Source organism: Streptomyces sp. SBT349 (assembly GCF_001083795.1).
Taxonomy (GTDB): Bacteria; Actinomycetota; Actinomycetes; order Streptomycetales; family Streptomycetaceae; genus Streptomyces.
This window is the reverse complement of record NZ_LAVK01000527.1, coordinates 1-3,565: the sequence shown is the minus strand read 5'-3', so window position 1 is coordinate 3,565 and position 3,565 is coordinate 1. Positions and strand designations below refer to the sequence as shown.

Here is a 3,565-nt window from a genome sequence, read left to right as displayed (position 1 = left end):
CCGGCCAGGTGGACACCGAGGCCCGCGACGGCGCCGCCGAGGGCGGCGGCCCCGGTCTCCGCGGCGGCGACGGCGGCCGTCTGCCGGGGCGTGCCCCGGGCGAGCCGCAGGGCGGCGAGGCGGCGCTCGCGGGCGGGCGCGCCGAGGCGGGCGCACTGGCCGGCCAGCGCCAGCACCGGAACGGTCAGCGCCAGCAGGGTGAGGACCACCCCGGGGCGCAGACCCGGCTCGCGCAGCAGGGCGTTGGTGTACTGCTCGGACCAGCCCGCCGAGCCGCTGCCGGGTCCCCGGCCGCCGGGCGCCTCGATGGCGCCCACGGTCAGCGCGGCCAGCACGGCGAGCGTCGCGAGCGCGGCGCTGACCGCCGTGAGGACCACGCGGAACGCGTCCGTCCTGGTGCCCGCGAGCGCCAGCCGGAGCAGCGTCGCGGGCCTCATCTCGAACCCGGCGGGCGGCCGGGCCGCCATCGAGGCGCTCACAGCGCCCCCCGCAGGGTGCTGCCGAGCCCGGTGGGATCGACCGAACCGTTGAGGAGAACGAGCTCGCGGTCGGCGTAGCCGGCCACCACGGGGTTGTGGGTGACCAGGACGACGCTCATGCGCCGTTCCCGGGCCAACGAGGCGACCAGGCCGAGCAGTTCCTCCCCGGCCAACGTGTCGAGGGCGCCCGTGGGCTCGTCCGCGAACAGCACCCGCGGCTCGGTGACCAGCGCCCTGGCGGTGGCGCAGCGCTGCGCCTGGCCGCCGGACATCTGTCCGGGCAGGGCGTCGGCCACGTCGGCGACGCCGAGCCTGGCCAGCCAGGTCAGCGCCGTCTCGCGGCTCTCCTCCCGCCCCGCGCCGGTGAGCAGCAGCGGCAGCGCGACATTCTCGGCGGCGGTCAGCTCGGAGACCAGCATGCCGAACTGGAACAGCACCCCGAAGTCGGAGCGCCGTAACCGCGATCGCGTCGCCTCGGAGGCCGTGTCGAGGCGCCGGCCGTCGTAGTGCACCTCCCCGGCGTCCGGGGCGAGGATCCCGGCCAGGCAGTGGAGGAGCGTCGACTTCCCGGAGCCGCTCGGCCCCGTGACGGCGAGGATCTCCCCCTCGGCCAGGTCGAGATCGATGCCGTGGAGCGCGGGCGTCCGCCCGTATGCCTTCACGAGGCCGCGGGCCTGGATCAGCGTCATGCGTGCACCTCCCGATGCAGATCGGCGACGCGCTCCAGCGTGGTGCGCAACCAGCGCAGGTCGGCGTCGAGATGGACGATGGCGAAGTCGGCGGCGACCACGTCGCCGAGCGAGGCCGACGGGTCGGACTTGACCGCCGTCAGCTCCCTCAGGCGTGCGCTGTGGGCGGCGCGCTGGGCGGCGAGGCACTCCCGGGCCTTGCCACTTCCCGTCGCCAGCAGGGCGACCATGACCTTGGCGAGCAGGACGCTCGTCACGTGGGGCGCGGGGGGTTCGACGGTATCGAGCCACTCACCGAGCGCGGCGCGGCCGGCGTCGGTGACGGCGTAGAGCGTGCGGTCGGGCCCGCCCTCACGGTCGCGGCCGGTCTGTTCGATGAGCCCGTCGCGCTCCAGCCGGCCGAGGGTGGCGTAGGTCTGACCGAACGCCAGGGGCTTGGCCCGCGGCAGGTGTTCGTCGTAGGCCCGCTTGAGCTCGTACCCGTGCTGGGGACCCGTGCTGAGGAGCCCGAGGAGAACGTTCGATGCCAGTGACACGCCCCTCACTATTCCCTGAGAGAATAGTCCCGTCAAGCCGTCCACCCGCCGCGGTCGCCCGGCGCGGGCCGCGGTCGGCCGTCACCGACGGCGGCCGGGGCGGTCGCGGCGTGCGGAGGCGTCTCAAAAAGATTCAGCGCGGGAAATGGCGAAGAAAGAAGGAAACTCGCAGGGCGATCGCCGCAGTTGTCCATAAGGCGGCGACGGCCACTCAAATTCCTTTGCAAGAGTTTTCATGGACCACGTGAACGGCTTTTGGTGTACTCTGCTTCAGGAGCTTGCCGGTGGAGATGAATTCCGGCTGGCCGGTCCGCATGACTGGACCCCATGCCCGCCCGGAACGACGAGGACATGGGGCCCCGGGTGTCACCGGACCACGGCGGGCCTGACCCTGGCCGGGATCGGGCCCGCCTGCGCTCCCTAGTCCAGGAGCCAGAATCGTGCCACGTAGTACGCGGCATGCAGGCTCTGGGCTACGAGTCGGACCGCGTCGCCCGCTCGCTGAAGCCAGGTCCTCCGCACCGACGTCTGGTCCCCCGCGGGGGTAAGGTCGCCGGAGGGCAACATCCATCACCTCCCTCACTGAGTGAACCCAGCTGGTGTTCACCGAGCACCGCGGAAGGTGACCTGACATTAGCATGCGAATGGCCCTGGAAAGGCGCGCCGACCTGTATATGGTTTCCGCTCTTTCGGTATGTCGCGGCGCCGAATCACCGAATGGCGTCACCCGCCGTGGAGAATTCCGCGCACCCCACCGCGCACCCGGACCCGGGCACGGCGGAGGGCTGGAAGTGGGCGGGGAGGTGGGCGGGATCAGGCGGTGTCGAGGCGGGCGAGTTCAGCCGCGCTCAGGGCGAGTTCCGGCGCCTGGGCCGAGTCGGTGACGGTCTCCGGGCGCGTCGATCCGGGGATGGGGACGAGGACGGGAGACTTGGCCAGCATCCAGGCCAGGGCGACCCGTTGAGGGCTCACACCGTGGCTCCGCGCGACCTCGGCGAAGCGGGCCACGCGGGTGCCGAGGTCGGCGGCGCGGCCGATGCCGCCGAGGGGGCTGTAGGCGAGGAACGTCAGGCCCATCGAGTCGCAGAGCGCCAGCTCGGGCTCGCTGGAACGGAAGACCGGCGAGAACCGGTTCTGCACGCTCACCAGACGCCCCCCGAGCACCTCGTTCGCCTCGCGGATGTGCTCCGGGGTCGCGTTGGAGATCCCCGCCCGCAGGATCTTCCCGGCGTCGAGCAGGTCGCGGATCGCGCCGATCGACTCGGCGTAGGGGACGTCCGGGTCGGGCCTGTGGTGCTGGTAGAGCCCGATGGCCTCGACCCCGAGGCGCTTCAGCGACTCCTCGCAGCACCGTTTCAGATAGTCCGGCCTGCCGTCCGTGCCCCATCCCCCATCCGGCGTACGCGTCATCCCGCCCTTGGTCGCGACGAGCACCGCGCTGGTGTCGCCGCCATACGCGGCGAGCGCGCGGGCGACCAGTTCCTCCCCGTGGCCGGCCTCGTCCGGGGGCAGGTGGTAGGAGTTCGCCGTGTCGATCAGCGTGACACCGGCGTCGAGCGCCGCGTGGATGGTCGCGAGGGAGCGCCGTTCGTCCGGCCGCCCCTCGATGGACAGGGGCATCTCGCCCAGGCCGACCGCGCTGACCTGGACATCACCGACGGGGCGGGACTGCATGCGGACTCCTCCGGACTCTGGGAGATATGTCCGTAGTGTCCAATGTTCCGGGAGCGCTGTCCACCCGGGGACGGGCTCGCGCCCGGAGCCTCCGTGCCGCCCGGTCCGGTCAGCGGCCGCTGGTCTGGCGGGAGGTGGCGATGCGGTGGAGGGCTTGGGGGAGGACCTGGCCGCCGCGTGGGGGGAG

The 3,565-nt window shown here is 72.7% G+C and carries 3 protein-coding genes and 1 pseudogene; all 4 read right to left on the bottom strand.

Annotated elements, in window-relative coordinates:
• Positions 1 to 479: pseudogene (locus ADY01_RS34060) on the bottom strand (hypothetical protein); the annotation flags it as partial.
• A complete protein-coding gene (locus tag ADY01_RS34055; protein WP_049580639.1) occupies positions 476 to 1,168 on the bottom strand; it encodes an ABC transporter ATP-binding protein in 693 nt (230 codons plus the stop codon). The gene ADY01_RS34055 and the pseudogene ADY01_RS34060, both read right to left, overlap by 4 nt.
• Positions 1,165 to 1,704, bottom strand: a complete 540-nt coding sequence (locus ADY01_RS34050) for a PadR family transcriptional regulator (RefSeq protein WP_234320521.1) — start codon at positions 1,702 to 1,704, stop codon at positions 1,165 to 1,167. Before ADY01_RS34050 ends, ADY01_RS34055 begins: the two co-directional genes overlap by 4 nt.
• A gap of 813 nt (positions 1,705 to 2,517) precedes the next feature.
• Complete coding sequence (locus ADY01_RS34045; protein ID WP_049580638.1) at positions 2,518 to 3,378, bottom strand: aldo/keto reductase; 861 nt, start codon at positions 3,376 to 3,378, stop codon at positions 2,518 to 2,520.
• Positions 3,379 to 3,565 lie beyond the last annotated feature (187 nt).

Excerpts from the sequence above, each read along its gene's own strand:
- ADY01_RS34045 (WP_049580638.1), bottom strand. The coding sequence starts at position 3,378 with ATGCAGTCCCGCCCCGTCGGTGATGTCCAGGTCAGCGCGGTCGGCCTG.
- ADY01_RS34055 (WP_049580639.1), bottom strand. The coding sequence starts at position 1,168 with ATGACGCTGATCCAGGCCCGCGGCCTCGTGAAGGCATACGGGCGGACG.